The organism is Clostridium sp. CM028 (genome assembly GCF_030585565.1).
Classification (GTDB): Bacteria; Bacillota; Clostridia; order Clostridiales; family Clostridiaceae; genus Clostridium_AD; species Clostridium_AD estertheticum_B.
This window is the reverse complement of sequence record NZ_CP077766.1, coordinates 2,550,004-2,564,813: the sequence shown is the minus strand read 5'-3', so window position 1 is coordinate 2,564,813 and position 14,810 is coordinate 2,550,004. Positions and strand designations below refer to the sequence as shown.

Below are 14,810 nucleotides of genomic sequence, written 5' to 3'. Positions count from 1 at the left end.
TTCATTAAGAAATTCTAATCTTTTCTGCTCTTCTTATTGCAAAGCACCCTGGTGCAAGGCACCCTGGTGCAAGGTCACTATGGAGAAATCCATACTAATATTTAATATTCATATCAAAAATAAAACTTGAAACTTTAGGATTAAATATGTTTTTTAACTCTTTGGAATTTATATTATAACTAAATATAGCCGTTGGATAGCAGAGTATTTCACTTATCATTACTTCTTTGCTATTTTTAGGCACTCCAGTAAAATATACAAGGCTGTCATCTTTGGACATTTCTACTAAAGCAGGATATGCAATTTTACTTACAATTGAATTGTTATCATTCGCTAAAGTGCTATCTGTTAATATAGTAGTTAAATGCCCTGTATCTAAAGACAACTCATATATACCAACCCCAGGATTTTCATTTATATCAGAACCACCGATAAGAACCTTTTTATAATTAGAATTATATGAAAGCGAATCTACTAGTGAAGCTTTTATCGTAGCAATTTTGCTTAATTTATTTCCATTTGAATTTACTTTAAAAATAGTATGAATCAATGGTTTTAGTTGTCCTTCATTTTTTTTCCAACTATTTAATCTTAAGCTATTCGAACAGGTTGATATAAGCAAATTATTATGTTTAATGCTAAAAGTATCTACTTCTCTATCTGAATCAGTATTGTCAATTATGTCATATGATTTTGTTTCAATTTTTATTTTAGCAACCTTAACTATTCCATGAGGAGCATTTAAAAAAAATATTGAATTATCATCCGAAACTCTGGGATGAGCTTTTCCAGACTTATTATCTGTAACTTGGAAATTTTTATTATCCTTTAAATTATGCAAATAAATTTGCCAAGGATCATAATCATTTAAAGCATCTACATAGACTATTTTAGAACTATCCTTATATAAATCACCAGTAATACATACCTGTCTATCAGTTATAAGATATTTCTCAATTTTACTTTTAACATCCATGGATAATATACTACCTTTATTATCCATGGAAAAAGTAGATATAATTAGTTTATCTTGTGATGATTCACATGGCTCATTTTTTTTAGCAATAATTTTATTGATTAGAATATATCCAACTAACATAACTACCAATAAACTAAAAATCACAATTTTATAACTATTTTTCACCAACCAATTGCCCCCTAAATTCTTGATAACATTTTCTTAAACTATAATCCCATCCTTATATTCTGGAACAATATCTATAATATCTTTTTTGCAACAGTATTCTAAATCTGCTTCTAATCCTAACTCTGTAATCCTTTTATGGTGACTTGCATATTTTATAAAACCATGAATATCTTCATTATTCTTATAAATATAATGTGAAGTTACAGCAATATCTGAAAGTTCTACTTCTATTTCTTTTAACACACAATCAATTATGTACCCACTGCATAAGAAATCATCTATAGAAAATTCACCGTAAGTTCCAGCATTGACTATTACTACATCATTATTTAAAGATACTATTCTATTTGCAGTAGCCTTAGCATTAATCATTGCCCCTATTAAGATGTTGCTTGCACCCACGCAGCCTTTTATAGCTTTAGTACCATTAGTTGTAGTCATAACAAGAGTTTTGCCTTCTATAGTGTCTCTAGTGTATTCTAATGGAGAATTGGAATAGTGAAACCCTTCTATTTTTAATGCATTCCTCTCTCCACCAAGCATAAACTCTTCTTTGCTATTTCGCACAATCTCAGCTGCCGCGTCAACTGTTAAAACAGGAATTACGCCTTTGCATCCGTTGTTCATCGCAGTAGTTATTACACTAGTTGCCCTAAGCATATCTATTACTACCACTGTTTTATTTGCTATTTTCTCTCTTTTTATATCATCCGCAGAAATTATTATATCTATTTTCATATGTTTTTCCTCCTCTAATAATTCTTTTTGTCTTATGTGTCGCTAATATAATTATAGTACATATTACTATTTTATATAACAGTTTAGGATTAAGTAACCGTATAAAGTTCATTTATGTGCGTTATAAATAAAAACGTCATAACTCTTTATTATTTGTGACATCTAATACGAACCCTACGTACTAAAGATTATACGCATAGTCTCCACAACGATAATCATTTTTATTTCTTTTGTCTTTGCTTGAATTTTGACAACCAAAACCATATTTCATACCCTATGAATGTTCCGACTGTATTCATTAGTACATCATCTAATTCCACAAAACGGCCAGTAAAAGTTTGGAGAAATTCGATCATTACTGAGAATGTGAGACCTATTAAAACTCCATAAATCCATTTATCCCTAAGTTTTTTGAAAACAATCGCTGAAAAGAACCCAAAAGGGATAAATAGTATTATATTTAACAAAATTGCCGGAGATAATCCTTCTTCAAATAAGACAAAACTGAACTGTACATTTCCATCAGATATTGAGGTTGTTCCGAAATTACCACCGATAATACCAGTGATGTTCAAAATCACAAGAACTGTAAGAATCCATGCGAACTCGCATAACATGCCAAGTGGTTTAAATTCAAGCTTTCTTTTAACTAAGGATTTTATACCATTAAATACACAGAAAACAATTAATGCTATACGTATGGAATAATGAAATGCAAATATCCCATTTTGTAAATAAGTATGTAACATATTTATTTCTCCCTTCTTGATTACAGATTATATGAATAATCTTTTGTTCACCTTACATATTTTCCACTTTCGTATTTCTGTTCTGAAGGACTTGAACGGTGCAACAGTATTGATGTGAACCCATTTCCACATTGACCGATTATATGGAGTTGATGAGGACCACTTTCTTTCGCTTTGCTGAAATAATTCGACATCTGTATAACTGTTAATCATTTCAATAATTTGCTGTTCTGCCTTTATAAACATAGTGCATAACTCTTTGAGAGTATATCCCTTGTATTGTTTATAAAAACTTTCATATAACCCACCCAAATCATTCCATTTATAGTTCGGAGTTGGCGTGATAACAATATGTTAATCTCTATAAATATATCACTATTATTTCCCATTAAATTATATGCCTTGATAATCATAAGTAATATCTCAATAACTTAGATATTACTTACAATAAAATCACCTTTAATTATTACTTTACCTGTACCTCCAACTCTCACCATAATATCATCATTCTCTCTATAGGCATATATATCAATTGCGCACGGAACTTTTACTATATATCCCTGTTCAGCTTTTATTGATATACTTCTTCTATCAGTATAATGATTCTTTAACAAATACGCACCCACTGCTGCATTTCCAATGCCGCATGCCGCATCTTCAATCCCCTCTCTTGGACATATATTTCTTGTATGAATATTAAATGAGTCATCTTTAGTTTCAAAACAAAACACTTGCACCTCTCTTACACCAATAAAATTACATAGATCTTTTAATTGACTTATGTTCCTTTTAACATTCATTAATCCATCTAAAGATTTTATTGGTACAACTAAGTGGCCTAATCCAGTATTTATACATTGTAGTGGTAAATTATCCATTATGTCATCATCATTAATTCCTAAAACTTTAGCTATTTTATACTTTTCCTCAATAATTAGCCCAAATTCAACAGTTTCTTGTTTCAATTTAACAACCATGTCATTATACTGCTCTTCAATATTAACTTCTTTTATTCCATCTTTTGTCTTGATTAAATATTTTTCTTTTATTATTGGACTTAATTTTCCTGCTTTTTCAAGTGCAATAAATGCAGCTACCGTAGGGTGACCTGCAATTTTGACTTCATTATCTGGAGTAAAATATCTAATATCAAAATCTATTCCATCTTCATCACTTTCGGTAATATACACCGTTTCGACTAAATTAAGTTGACGAGCAATATTTTGCATAACATAATCTTCTAACTCACCTTGATGAATAAATACAGCTGCGGCATTCCCACCTCGTCCATTATATGTAAAGCTATTTATGACGCAAAATTTTTTTATTACATCCATTTATGTTTTACCCCCCTACTCTTAATCAACTTAATGTTTTAGAATACCTAGATTTAATCGTTATCCCTCACTCATCTTACCCTTATACTCTTTAGTAAATAGAAATGGTAGGAATACAATAGCACAAAATATTAAACCTAATACTAAATATTTTGCTGTTATTACTGTGTCATAGGCACTACTCTCATTAATAATCATACTATTATTAATTAAATGAATAATTATAACTGACCAAATGTTTCTAGTTTTCATATAGACAAACCCAAGGAAAATACCAAGAAGAATACAATAGAAAATATGAGATATTACACAGTAAATAGGGGTTGATGGGCTATATAACATAAAGCAAAGTGGTAAATGCCATATTCCCCATATAAATCCTAATATAATAACGCCAAGTTTTTTACCAAATAAAACTTGAAGTTTTGGCTGTAAGTATTCTCTCCATCCCAGTTCTTCTCCAAAAAATATTATAAAAGATGAAACAACACCAATTGGTACAATAATAGTAAGTAAAGCAATACGCATCATAGTCTTTTTTAGTATTTCAGATAAATTACCATCAACAAGTCCACCAAACATAACTATAATTAATTTAAGTACAATATACAATAAACCTAATAGTATAACAGTCTTAAAGTTCTTTTTAAAAACCATACTAATTTTTTCAAAACGATTATCTTTGTTAATCATTATTATAGTAAAAGCAAATATACTAGCTATAATTACTAGTGTATTTATAACAATTGATACATGTCCCGGAAAAGCAAAAACTCCAACAACTAAAATAATGATACATAAAACACTAAAAATAATATAGAACGTAAAGAAATCCATCAATCCCTTAGAAATACTATTTTTTTCATAATAAATTCTTATCCCAATAGCCGCTAACGCAGGATAAAGCATCTGTACTATAGCAAATGCTTGGACACCACTCGCATCAATATGTTTATAAACAAAAAACATTATTAGACCCATACCAAATGTAATTGAAAAAGTAGCTAATAAGAATGCTAATATTTCATTTTTAATTTTAGTCAAATTTGTGTCCATAAAATCTCCCCCTTCAATAAACTATTTTTAAATAATTAGCTTTTATTCCCACCAAACTGCTACAAACATTATACCACTATTTACCATAGCAAAAAAAGAAAACTTCAGTGGAGTATAAATCTCCTTCTGAAGTCTTTATATGATAATTTAATCTTTCTTTTAAAACTTATAATTACAGCGCTTTTGCTCTTTTTGAGATAAGCTCTTTTTTCTTAGAAAATGCTAACGAAAGTATATATTACGCAGAATGCGTTTGAACAAGCCTTAGTAATTCACAATTTATTTTATTTTTAGCATATGCAAATAAATTTTAGAAGTACTTAGCGATGTGAACGCATTCCAGTAATATATACTTTTCGTTATAGCATACTCTAAGAAAAAAATTCCCCATGCCCTATTCCTTATTTTCTTTCCATATTAAAAAGGCTATAAGAAATACAGATGCATCTTTAAAGTTCCTAATATCAAAATTTGTTTCTTTCTTAATCTTATCCAATCTATAGATCAGGGTATTCCTATGAACATATAGTTTCCTAGCAGCATCACTAATATTAAGACCACAATTTACAAATTGCTCAATAGTTGATATCATTTCACCATCGAAAGCATCGAATTTGTCTTTTAACATATATAAAAGTTCCTGCTTAATTTTTATGTCTATGTTATAGACGATTTTCTCAAACAACATTTTATTATAACTAAATATATGATCTTTTATATCAAATTTTTTCCCTAGCTGCATACATTGAACAGCATCATTATAAGCTTTTTTAAACTCGTTTATATCATAAGCTCTATCTCCATAACTTAGATAACATTTACAATACAAATCTGATGATATGGATTCCTTTATACTTTCTGTATGTTCTTGTATTTCAGCAAAGTCACCAATTACAATAATACTATCATTATATATTAAACTTACAACTGGTTCTTTATCATATATTTGTTTTATTATGTTGAGAGATTCATAATTACTTCCATCTGAACTTATTAATATGATATAACACCCATCTTTGAGAAAAGGTAAATTGTAATTAATATTATCAATAGAAATTTCTCTATTTTCTAAAATATCAATAACTGCTTGTTCTTTAGTTAAAAAATGCTGTGTATATTTATTTTCAATAACATATTTAAGTAAGAATGTACAATTTTCATACTTCTTCTCTAAACTTATTATGCCTTTAACTCGTCCAAGCATAATAGTAAAGTTAGTTATATTTGAATTTTCAATATTTAAGTCACTAATATATAAAGCAATCCCATCTTCGGTAACTATATCAAATGGTATGTTTGAAGAGTGACTTAAATCCTTCAGGAATTCAGTAAAATTGTACATAGTACGTTTCCCCCTATATTATCGTGTTCTCCGTTTCTTTATCAAATATATGAATTTTATTAGTATCTAAAGCAATCTTAATTTTTTCTCCAACTATAGCTTTGGACGATCCATTTACTCTAGCTACAATACTTGTATTTCCTTTTGACAAATAAATATTAGTCTCCGCACCCATAAGCTCCGTAACGTCAACTTTGGCTTCTATAACTGAATTTTTATTTTTTTCAATAAAGTCAATACCGTCATCAATATCTTCTGGTCTAATTCCCATTATAACAATTTTGCCTATATAGTCTTTTTCTTTTACAGCTTCTGCCTTATCCTTCGGTAATATTATAGTTTCATTATCGAAAGAAAGCACAACTTCACCATCTTTTTCTAAAACCTTAGCTTCCATAAAGTTCATTTGAGGACTTCCTATAAACCCAGCAACAAACATATTAACTGGATGTTCATATATGTTATGAGGAGTATCTACTTGTTGCACTAATCCATCTTTCATTACAACTATTCTTGTCCCCATAGTCATAGCTTCTGTTTGATCATGCGTTACGTATACAAAAGTTGTTTGAAGTTTATGATGGAGTTTTGCTATTTCTGTTCTCATTTGAACTCTAAGTTTAGCATCTAAATTCGATAGTGGCTCGTCCATTAAGAATACCTTTGGACTTCTTACTATAGCTCGTCCAAGCGCTACTCTTTGCCTTTGTCCACCTGACAATGCCTTTGGTTTTCTATCAAGCAAATGTTCTATATCAAGGGTTTTAGCTACATCAGTAACCTTTTGTTTTATTTGATCCTTTGGCATTTTTCTTAATTTTAATCCAAATGCCATGTTATCATATACAGTCATATGAGGGTACAATGCATAGTTTTGGAAAACCATTGCTATATCTCTATCTTTGGGTGCCACATCATTTACTAATTTATCTCCAATATATATTTCCCCTTGTGATATTTCTTCAAGACCTGCTATCATTCTCAAAGTTGTTGATTTACCACAACCAGATGGTCCTACAAAAACTATAAATTCTTTATCTTCTATTTCAAGATTAAAATCTTTAACCGCTGTTACATTCCCTGTATAAACCTTGTATATGTGTCTTAATGATAAATTTGACATAATATATACCCCCCCTATATGTTTCTATATATATATATTAAACCTTTAAAAGCTATTTATCTATTTGCAAAACACACAAAAATTGTAAAGTTAATTTGTAGAAAGACACAACTGACCCTTTTTTAAATTATCACCTGCGGTGCTGCAACATCTTCACAGAAGATACATTGACGACTTCAGAAGGAGATTTATACTCCCACTGAAGTTTCTCTTTGTTATTGTATGTAACTCCCACTCATAAAAGTGGGAGACTTTCCTTCTGAAATGTCGTCAAAACCTAATCCTTAAAATTTTTCCCTTGATATAAATCTAATTCCTTTAATCTGTTATCTATTCCATTTAAAACTTCCCATTTTTTCAAACTCCACATAGGGCCTATTAGTAACTCCCTTGGTGCGTCGCCTGTTAATCTATGAATAACCATATTAGGTGGAAGCATAGTAATTGACGTACAAATTATATCTATATACTCATCTTGCTGCAAAAACTTCAGCTTTTCTTGTTTGTAAAGGCTAACCATAGGTGTATCTTCCATAAGATGAAGTAGATGCATTTTTATACCTTTTATATTTTTATGTGCCACATAGTCTATTGTTTTTAGCATGTCCTCCCTACTTTCTCCAGGAAGTCCAAAAATGGTATGCACCACCACATCAATGTTTCTTTTATTAAGCTCACTTAGAGCCTCCTCAAATCTCAATAATTTGTATCCCCTATTAATAATTTTTGCGCTTTCATCACTACTAGTTTGAAGCCCTAGTTCTACCCATGTGTATACTCTATTAGAATATTCCTCTATAAGATCTAATACCGCATCGTCTAAACAGTCAGGCCTTGTAGCTATAGCAAGAGCCACTACTCCTTCTTGTGATACTGCCTCCTCATATTTTCCTCTTAATACATCGATATTTGCATAAGTATTTGTATAAGCCTGAAAATAAGCAATGTATTTCCCTGTTTTCCATTTTTTATTCATCATAACCTTTATATCTTCAAATTGCTTTGTAATAGAAAAATCCCTATTCCCAGCAAAATCTCCTGAGCCCCTTTCGCTACAAAACAAACACCCTCCACTACTAATAGTCCCATCTCTATTTGGACAAGAAAATCCAGCGTCCAAAGCAATTTTAAAAACCTTATTGCCGAACTTGTCCCTTAAAAAATAATTTAAACTGTGATATCTTTTGTCACTCCATATTTTCTGCACTAATATCATCCTTTCTTTATTTAAAGACCATTTAAATAAACTAACTAGTCGCAAGACTAGTTAGTTATTTGAAGATTCAAGCCCTATATCAATTATACCTTATAGTCTGTGAACAGTGCATTATTTATAATTTATCTACGGTAAAAGTCTTTAAATCAAGTTTCCATTTACCAATTATATCTGCTTCCGAACTGTTAACATTTGGTTTAGGCATTACTTCATAAGTCATAGTATCCTCACCAAAAGAAGAAAATACAATTTGAACTTTTTCTACAGGATAGTCTTTTTCAAAATTAACAGGAATCATATCTCCATTATCTACATTATAAACCCTAATATATTTGCCCGTTTTTTCCTTATTATACTGTACAAGCAAAAATTTTTCATCTAAGGAGAAGGTCATAAATTCTACTTTACAATCAAGCAATAAATCTATTGAAATTAATTCCTTTCCAATTGGTTTTTCCTTAGCTACTTCACCCGATCCTCCACCTTGCGGGGACTCCTCAGTTGGATTTGTAGCACTTCCCTGAACTGCTAGAGATTGATCAATGTTAACAATACCAATAAATGAGTTTTTGTTATAAGTACTAACTGCAAGTTTATCTCCTTCATAACTAAAATTTATAGAGCTGAATTCTTTTGTAGGCACCACTACTTTATATAATCGTGCTCCATCATCTTTCGAATATACATATTTAGGAAACCCCGCTTTATCAATAATTAAATTGGTTTTTACATTTTTTTTATCTCTAAATCTAATACCCATGTCCTCCACAAAAGCTTCATTTTGTGGTGTATTGGTTATTTCGCTTATTTTATATTCAGCCCCATCTTTAATAATTCTGATAGAATATTCATCAAGGCATGACTGAGAGCTATCCATCGATGTTCTTGTAACTCTAACCTTAAAAACCCCACTTCTACCAACTTCATTACTTTCTGTAACTTTATAACCTTTTATCTTCATATCACTAATTGGCATATTAGAAACTTTTTCAGATAATTCCTTACTATATAGTTTTTTACCATTTTCATAATCTTCCTTCATTATAAAATTCATATAACTCTCAACTACATTAGTTGCAGTTTTAATTTCAAAAGCATTAACTTTTGGCTTTTCTTTATTCTCTTTTTTTGAACATGATGTAAAAGACAAAATACAACACGCTATTAATAAACAACTTAAAATTTTTTTCAATTTTTCACTCCCTTTAATCCAATTTTAATTTAATTATGGAAATTATAATTACTTTTATACTTAGGATTTATAAAATCAAATTCATTATGCTAATTATAGTTTCCCTCTAAATAAATTTTTAATTTATAAAATCATCATTTATTATTAAAATCATCATTTATTATTAAACAATGCACATATATTTAGAAAGACAAGCATCTTATTTAAGTATGACTATTAATTTAATAATTTTGTGGGGGAGATTTTTTGAAAAAAACAATTGGTCAAATGTTTCAAATTTCAGCTGTATTTATCGGAACAATAGTCGGTGCAGGCCTTGCTTCCGGTCAGGAAATAACTCAATTTTTCAGTACTTATGGGTATATGAGCTTCTGGGGAATCCTCATATGTGGTTTAATCTATATTTTAATAAGTTCTATTATAATTTCTATTAGCCTAAAACATAAATTAAGCTCCTATACTGAGCTTATAACCCTTATAAGCCCCGGTTTTTTTGGTGTAATTACCGATGTTTTTACAAGTTTTTTCTTAATTAGTGGAGCCTCCATAATATTAGCTGGAAGTGGTGCGCTTCTTCATCAATATTTTGGTGTTTCAAAATGGGTAGGAATTTTACTTATGTCTGTAATCTCTTTATATACTTTACTTAAAGATACCAAAGGATTAATAACAATAAATTCCTTTATAGTACCTGCTCTTACTACAATCATTGTAACTATATTTGTATTGTATTTAGTATTCTACAAAGATATAGTAAGCGCTTCCTATATAAAACAAATCCCCTCTTATAAAACCCAAATTGTCCCTGTCCAATGGTTTTTTTCAGCCGTGCTCTATGCCAGTTATAACATGCTATCCTGTAGTGGTGTTCTAGTCCCAATAAGTCAAGAAATAAAGCATAAACGTATTCTTATTCCCGGAGTTATAATAGGCGCTATAGTTTTAACCATATTATGCTATTTTGTTAATGTGATGCTTTTATTAAACATTCCTCAAATTTTTAAATATGAAATTCCACTTCTATATATTACAAACCGTTTTGGCACACTAATGCAGATTCTTCTGCTTTGTGTAATTTTTTGTGAAATGTTTTCAACTGAAGTTTCTAATATATATAGCGTAGGCAAGACCCTTGAGAAAAAGTTTAATATTTCTTATAAAAAAGCGGTCATATTAATACTTATTATATCTTTGCCTATTTCTCAAATTGGCTTTAAAACTTTAATTAAAGTCCTTTATCCTGGCTTCGGTGCAATAAGTTTTATTTTTTTAATTCAATGTATTCTATTTTATAGAAAAACTTCTAAAAATCAGAATTGACATTATATATATTGCGCTGTACAGTTCTTATATATTCTAAAGATTTAAATTATAAAACAAGGAGATAAAGATGATTAATAAAGGCACTAGAGAATTAGATAGTTCATATTTTTTAAAATTGTTAAAAAAATGCAATTTATGTCCTAGGAAATGTTTTGTTAATAGATTAGGTGGAGAATTAGGCTTTTGTAGAGCTTCTAAGGATGTAAAAATAGCTAAAGCTTCCCTGCATCACTGGGAAGAGCCCTGTATTTCTGGCGTAAATGGCTCTGGAACTGTATTCTTTTCCAATTGTAATCTGAAATGTGTATTTTGTCAGAATAATAAGATAAGCCATGAAGATGCTGGGAAAACGGTATCTATCTATCGCCTTAGTGAAATTTTTTTGGAGCAGCAGGAAAGAGGGGCCCTTAATATAAATTTAGTTACCCCTACTCACTATGTACCCCAAATAATAGAAGCCTTGAAACTTGCTAAAAATAAAGGCCTTAATATTCCTATTCTCTATAATTCAAGTGGCTATGAAAATATAGATACCATTAAAATGCTTCGAGGGTTTATTGATGTTTATTTACCAGACTTAAAATATTGTAGCAATAAATATGCTATTAAATATTCAAAAGCGCCTAATTATTTTATTGTAGCTTCTGCCGCTATTACTGAAATGGTTTCGCAAGTAGGAGAAGTCAAATTTGATGCTGATGGTATAATTCAAAAGGGAGTAATCATTAGGCACCTTATGCTACCAGGCTTATTATTTGATTCTAAGAAAATAATAGATTTTATATATAACACCTTTAATGATTCAGTATATATCAGCTTAATGAATCAATATACCCCTATGCAAGTCGCAATTAATTATCCTGAAATAAACAAGAAAGTAAACCCTAATCATTATGATGCTCTAATTGAGTACTGCTTAAACCTAGGCATCACCAAGTGCTTTATTCAAGAAAGCGAAAGCTCATCTTCGACTTTCGTACCTGACTTTGATTTAAGCGGAGTATAATGCTAAAAGGTCCCCATGATTTTAATCATGGGGACCTTTTAGCATATAATCATTCCATATAGGTTGCGCTTTGATCTTTATGAATCATCTCCTGCGGAGCTGGATTAATGACTTCAGAAGGAGATTTATACTCCCACTGAAGTTCTTTCTTTATTACAGTATAGGACTCCCCCCTATAGAAGTGGGAGACTTTCCTTCTGAAATGTCATTAAAATCAAACTTTATATTCTTAAAAGAAAAATACAATACACAAGCGAATATTATGCCTGCAAGCACATCTACAAAATAATGTTGCTTTATAAACATAGTAGATAGAATTATAAAAACAGCTGCAGTAACACAGATCATTTTAATAGATTTACAAACCTTTTCCGATTCATAAATATATAAAGCTACTAACACTGAATTTAAAACATGAATGCTTGGGAAACAGTTATAAGGATTATCAGCCATGTATAAGCTTAAAACCAAATTACTGAAGAAATCCGTTCCTGTTATCATGGGCCTTGGAACACAGGTTGGATAAAAATAATATATTATATAACATGTAATCATACCTATATTTAAAGTTATAAGTAGCTTTAGATACCTTCCTTTATCTACTATACATAGGATAGTCGCAAAAATTGCTATAAATATATACCAAGATATATAAGGTAATATAAAAAATTTATTAAAGGGGATGAGCTTATCTACAAAAGTAAATAGGTCGTTAGTATCTCCTCTATATTGATTTAACATTGGATATGTCATACTTATTAATGGTATACTTAGTCCCAGTAGGCCTCTTTTAATAATATCCTTCCATTCTTGTAGCGCTACCTTCTTTTGTAGTTGTTCCATTTTATCTCCTCCTTCCCTCCTTAATAAAAGCTATATTTTATACCTTAAACTCTACTCTATCTAACCTTGCAATTATCTTAATGTCATTATGTTTAACTGTATCTGTTCTTAATGAAACTCTATTGCTTATTAACAATATTTTATTACTATCTAATTTTTTTATTTGTCTTAACACTCTTTCTCCATTGTAATCCACTAGCGAAATAGCATTATTTTCTATTTCATGTGTCAAATGAGCAAAAGCAATGTCCCCACTACAAATTCTAAACCCAAGCATATCGTCATTCTCTATTTCTAAAAACAATACTTTATCTTGAGCATATCCTTCTACTTTATTTGATATTATTGGCATTTGTTTTACACCTATTGCTTTAGCTAAATCATATTTATAAATAGAAACATCTTTTAACACTGAGCTAAACGCATCATTCCATACCTCGTTTACTTTTCCCACGCTAGGTCTTTCGAGCTTTGGTTTTCTTTCTTCTACATACTCAGCGGCTTGAAATGATACAGATGTATCTTCAATTTCTTCCCCTAAGATTTTAGAGATTTTTTCTAAAAATTTCTCATTTATAATCTTTTTTCCCATTTCAACTTCATTAATAAAATTTTCAGAAACTCCGATTTTTTTACCTAATTGTTTTTGACTTATCGCTTTTGATTCTCTTACCTCTTTAATTCTATCTCCTACTCTGCTCATAATTCTCCACCTTTCCAGTTGAATAATTTTCCGTAAAATATAAATCTCCTGCTATCTTGCAGAAGATTTATATTTTGTGCCACATGCCTTATTCCATTTTTCTATAGGCTTCTCTTTCTTCAATTAGATGTTGCATAAGATAATTAACCGTCCAGTTTATAGATGTTGGTGTTACAGCGGCTAGTATAGTATTACTGCTTTTAATTTGCCTTATACTATCAATTAAATCATACAGTTCCTTATCTTTATAACTATTAAATAGAAGTAATTTTTCGTGGGGTAGTTCGATTTTATTTTTTTCACTTTCTATATTCTCTAATACTTCTTTAATTGTTACATTGCCCATATTTTTCTCAATTACTTTGCAAGGTAACATATTTTGTTTTGATAGTAAACTATTAAGTTTTTCTTCTTCATCCTCGTTTAGTCCATATGCAAGGATAAGTTTTTCATTAATAAGCTCCACAATATATACCCCCTACAATTTAATATTCTTATTACATTTTTTCTGGCTGATCGTACTCAATTCCTAAAGTATCAACGCTCATGCTTTTTATCCTTTGCACCTTACGTGGCATATCTCTAAAATCTCTTTCTACCTTAGCTATTTCTAAAGCATGCTCCATACCCTCAGTTACTTTTCCAAAAGCTGCATAACTTCCATCTAAATGATAAGAATTAGCTACCATAACAAAAAACTGGCTTCCTGCTGAATCTGAATCATTAGATCTAGCCATTGATAGAACACCAACTGAATGCTTTAAATCATTTTTAAATTTATTAGAAGAAAACTCACCTTTTATTGAATAATCTGGTCCACCAACACCTGTTCCCTCAGGGCAGCCACCTTGAATCATAAATCCTGGAATTACCCTATGAAAAGTAAGTCCGTTATAAAATCCCTTGTTTATAAGACTTATAAAATTATTTACCGTGTTAGGTGCAACTTCTGGGAACAATTCAGCCTTTATTACTTTTCCATTTTCCATATTAATTGTTACTATTGGATTCATATATTTATCTCTCCTTCTATTA

The 14,810-nt window shown here is 30.1% G+C and carries 16 protein-coding genes; 2 read left to right on the top strand and 14 right to left on the bottom strand.

Annotated elements, in window-relative coordinates:
- Nucleotides 1-94: 94 nt before the first annotated feature.
- The 10 genes from KTC94_RS12025 to KTC94_RS11980 form a co-directional block, all read right to left on the bottom strand.
- A complete protein-coding gene (locus KTC94_RS12025; RefSeq protein ID WP_369811904.1) occupies nucleotides 95-1,144 on the bottom strand; it encodes an S-layer protein in 1,050 nt (349 codons plus the stop codon).
- A 36-nt stretch (nucleotides 1,145-1,180) separates the two neighbouring features.
- Entirely contained in the window at nucleotides 1,181-1,885 is a 705-nt protein-coding gene (locus KTC94_RS12020) for a 2-phosphosulfolactate phosphatase family protein (protein ID WP_220319867.1), read from the bottom strand.
- A gap of 221 nt (nucleotides 1,886-2,106) precedes the next feature.
- Nucleotides 2,107-2,634 carry a VanZ family protein gene (locus KTC94_RS12015; RefSeq protein ID WP_216303777.1) on the bottom strand — a complete coding sequence of 176 codons (528 nt, stop codon included), beginning with the start codon at nucleotides 2,632-2,634 and terminating at the stop codon, nucleotides 2,107-2,109.
- A 27-nt stretch (nucleotides 2,635-2,661) separates the two neighbouring features.
- Complete coding sequence (locus tag KTC94_RS12010) at nucleotides 2,662-2,979, bottom strand: ClbS/DfsB family four-helix bundle protein (RefSeq protein WP_366510024.1); 318 nt, start codon at nucleotides 2,977-2,979, stop codon at nucleotides 2,662-2,664.
- Nucleotides 2,980-3,065: 86 nt separating this feature from the next.
- Complete coding sequence (locus KTC94_RS12005) at nucleotides 3,066-3,971, bottom strand: PhzF family phenazine biosynthesis protein (protein ID WP_220286271.1); 906 nt, start codon at nucleotides 3,969-3,971, stop codon at nucleotides 3,066-3,068.
- Between the two features lie 60 nt (nucleotides 3,972-4,031).
- Entirely contained in the window at nucleotides 4,032-5,027 is a 996-nt protein-coding gene (locus KTC94_RS12000; protein ID WP_216303775.1) for a CPBP family intramembrane glutamic endopeptidase, read from the bottom strand.
- A 394-nt stretch (nucleotides 5,028-5,421) separates the two neighbouring features.
- Nucleotides 5,422-6,369, bottom strand: coding sequence for a CdaR family transcriptional regulator (locus KTC94_RS11995; RefSeq protein WP_216303774.1), 948 nt, complete (start codon nucleotides 6,367-6,369; stop codon nucleotides 5,422-5,424).
- 13 nt (nucleotides 6,370-6,382) lie between these two features.
- On the bottom strand, nucleotides 6,383-7,492 hold the full coding sequence (locus KTC94_RS11990; RefSeq protein ID WP_216303773.1) for an ABC transporter ATP-binding protein: 1,110 nt from the start codon (nucleotides 7,490-7,492) through the stop codon (nucleotides 6,383-6,385).
- Between the two features lie 277 nt (nucleotides 7,493-7,769).
- Entirely contained in the window at nucleotides 7,770-8,708 is a 939-nt protein-coding gene (locus KTC94_RS11985; RefSeq protein WP_258876410.1) for a TIGR01212 family radical SAM protein, read from the bottom strand.
- A 115-nt stretch (nucleotides 8,709-8,823) separates the two neighbouring features.
- Nucleotides 8,824-9,900, bottom strand: a complete 1,077-nt coding sequence (locus KTC94_RS11980) for a hypothetical protein (protein WP_216303771.1) — start codon at nucleotides 9,898-9,900, stop codon at nucleotides 8,824-8,826.
- Nucleotides 9,901-10,167: 267 nt separating this feature from the next.
- On the opposite strand from KTC94_RS11980, the gene KTC94_RS11975 reads away from it, so the two are divergent.
- On the top strand, nucleotides 10,168-11,220 hold the full coding sequence (locus KTC94_RS11975) for a transporter (RefSeq protein ID WP_220319894.1): 1,053 nt from the start codon (nucleotides 10,168-10,170) through the stop codon (nucleotides 11,218-11,220).
- 70 nt (nucleotides 11,221-11,290) lie between these two features.
- Complete coding sequence (locus tag KTC94_RS11970; protein ID WP_220286268.1) at nucleotides 11,291-12,229, top strand: radical SAM protein; 939 nt, start codon at nucleotides 11,291-11,293, stop codon at nucleotides 12,227-12,229.
- Between the two features lie 153 nt (nucleotides 12,230-12,382).
- On the opposite strand, the gene KTC94_RS11965 is transcribed toward KTC94_RS11970, so the two are convergent.
- From KTC94_RS11965 to KTC94_RS11950, 4 genes are all read right to left on the bottom strand, one after another.
- Entirely contained in the window at nucleotides 12,383-13,072 is a 690-nt protein-coding gene (locus KTC94_RS11965) for a phosphatase PAP2 family protein (RefSeq protein WP_216303770.1), read from the bottom strand.
- 37 nt (nucleotides 13,073-13,109) lie between these two features.
- Nucleotides 13,110-13,775 (bottom strand): helix-turn-helix domain-containing protein, encoded by a 666-nt coding sequence (locus KTC94_RS11960; RefSeq protein ID WP_216303769.1) that lies wholly within the window; start codon nucleotides 13,773-13,775, stop codon nucleotides 13,110-13,112.
- An 88-nt stretch (nucleotides 13,776-13,863) separates the two neighbouring features.
- Nucleotides 13,864-14,241: a DUF3783 domain-containing protein gene (locus tag KTC94_RS11955; protein WP_216303768.1), complete on the bottom strand. Its 378-nt coding sequence runs from the start codon at nucleotides 14,239-14,241 to the stop codon at nucleotides 13,864-13,866.
- A 31-nt stretch (nucleotides 14,242-14,272) separates the two neighbouring features.
- The gene (locus KTC94_RS11950) at nucleotides 14,273-14,788 is read right to left on the bottom strand and encodes a peptidylprolyl isomerase (protein WP_216303767.1); all 516 of its coding nucleotides are present in this window, start codon (nucleotides 14,786-14,788) and stop codon (nucleotides 14,273-14,275) included.
- Nucleotides 14,789-14,810: the final 22 nt, after the last annotated feature.

Bases quoted from the DNA above. Each gene is read 5' to 3' on its own strand.
- KTC94_RS12020 (WP_220319867.1), bottom strand. From the start codon at position 1,885: ATGAAAATAGATATAATAATTTCTGCGGATGATATAAAAAGAGAGAAA.
- KTC94_RS12015 (WP_216303777.1), bottom strand. From the start codon at position 2,634: ATGTTACATACTTATTTACAAAATGGGATATTTGCATTTCATTATTCC.
- KTC94_RS12005 (WP_220286271.1), bottom strand. From the start codon at position 3,971: ATGGATGTAATAAAAAAATTTTGCGTCATAAATAGCTTTACATATAAT.
- KTC94_RS12000 (WP_216303775.1), bottom strand. From the start codon at position 5,027: ATGGACACAAATTTGACTAAAATTAAAAATGAAATATTAGCATTCTTA.
- KTC94_RS11995 (WP_216303774.1), bottom strand. From the start codon at position 6,369: ATGTACAATTTTACTGAATTCCTGAAGGATTTAAGTCACTCTTCAAAC.
- KTC94_RS11990 (WP_216303773.1), bottom strand. From the start codon at position 7,492: ATGTCAAATTTATCATTAAGACACATATACAAGGTTTATACAGGGAAT.
- KTC94_RS11985 (WP_258876410.1), bottom strand. From the start codon at position 8,708: ATGATATTAGTGCAGAAAATATGGAGTGACAAAAGATATCACAGTTTA.
- KTC94_RS11975 (WP_220319894.1), top strand. From the start codon at position 10,168: ATGTTTCAAATTTCAGCTGTATTTATCGGAACAATAGTCGGTGCAGGC.
- KTC94_RS11970 (WP_220286268.1), top strand. From the start codon at position 11,291: ATGATTAATAAAGGCACTAGAGAATTAGATAGTTCATATTTTTTAAAA.
- KTC94_RS11965 (WP_216303770.1), bottom strand. From the start codon at position 13,072: ATGGAACAACTACAAAAGAAGGTAGCGCTACAAGAATGGAAGGATATT.
- KTC94_RS11960 (WP_216303769.1), bottom strand. From the start codon at position 13,775: ATGAGCAGAGTAGGAGATAGAATTAAAGAGGTAAGAGAATCAAAAGCG.
- KTC94_RS11950 (WP_216303767.1), bottom strand. From the start codon at position 14,788: ATGAATCCAATAGTAACAATTAATATGGAAAATGGAAAAGTAATAAAG.